Here is a 380-nt window from a genome sequence, read left to right on the forward strand (position 1 = left end):
GCTCGTAGGCCTTGTCGAAATAATCGGCAACCGCGTGCTTGTAGCGGTTGGTGATGAACACCAGCGTGTCGCAGCCGGCTTCGATGGCTTCATCAACGGCGTACTGGATCAGCGGCCGATCAATGATCGGCAGCATCTCCGCATGTCCTCGCCCCGGCCAGGTCGTGACGGGCCGCTGCGCCCTGAATCTTCTGCTGGAGAATCGAAATGCGCCTTGCAGGCTTTGTCTTTGCTTTCGTACTCAGTGCTTTTGCCGGTGCTGTACGTCACCGGTGAAGAGTCGCTGGCCCAGGTGGCCGGCCGCGCGCACCGCCTGGAGCTGCCACTGGACGGGGTCAACGCGCTGGCCGAGACCGGGGTCGAGTCGATCCTGCAGCATG

The 380-nt window shown here is 62.6% G+C and carries 2 pseudogenes; one reads left to right on the forward strand and one right to left on the reverse strand.

Annotated features, from left to right (window positions below):
* Window positions 1-136, reverse strand: a pseudogene (locus ABGA94_RS01805) (UTP--glucose-1-phosphate uridylyltransferase); the annotation flags it as partial.
* 60 nt (window positions 137-196) lie between these two features.
* Between ABGA94_RS01805 and ABGA94_RS01810 the strand changes: the two are divergent.
* Window positions 197-380 (forward strand): annotated as a pseudogene (locus ABGA94_RS01810) (DNA repair protein RadA); the annotation flags it as partial.

Origin of the sequence: Stenotrophomonas sp. 3diitr2024, assembly GCF_042136455.1 — a bacterium.
GTDB lineage: Bacteria > Pseudomonadota > Gammaproteobacteria > Xanthomonadales > Xanthomonadaceae > Stenotrophomonas > Stenotrophomonas sepilia.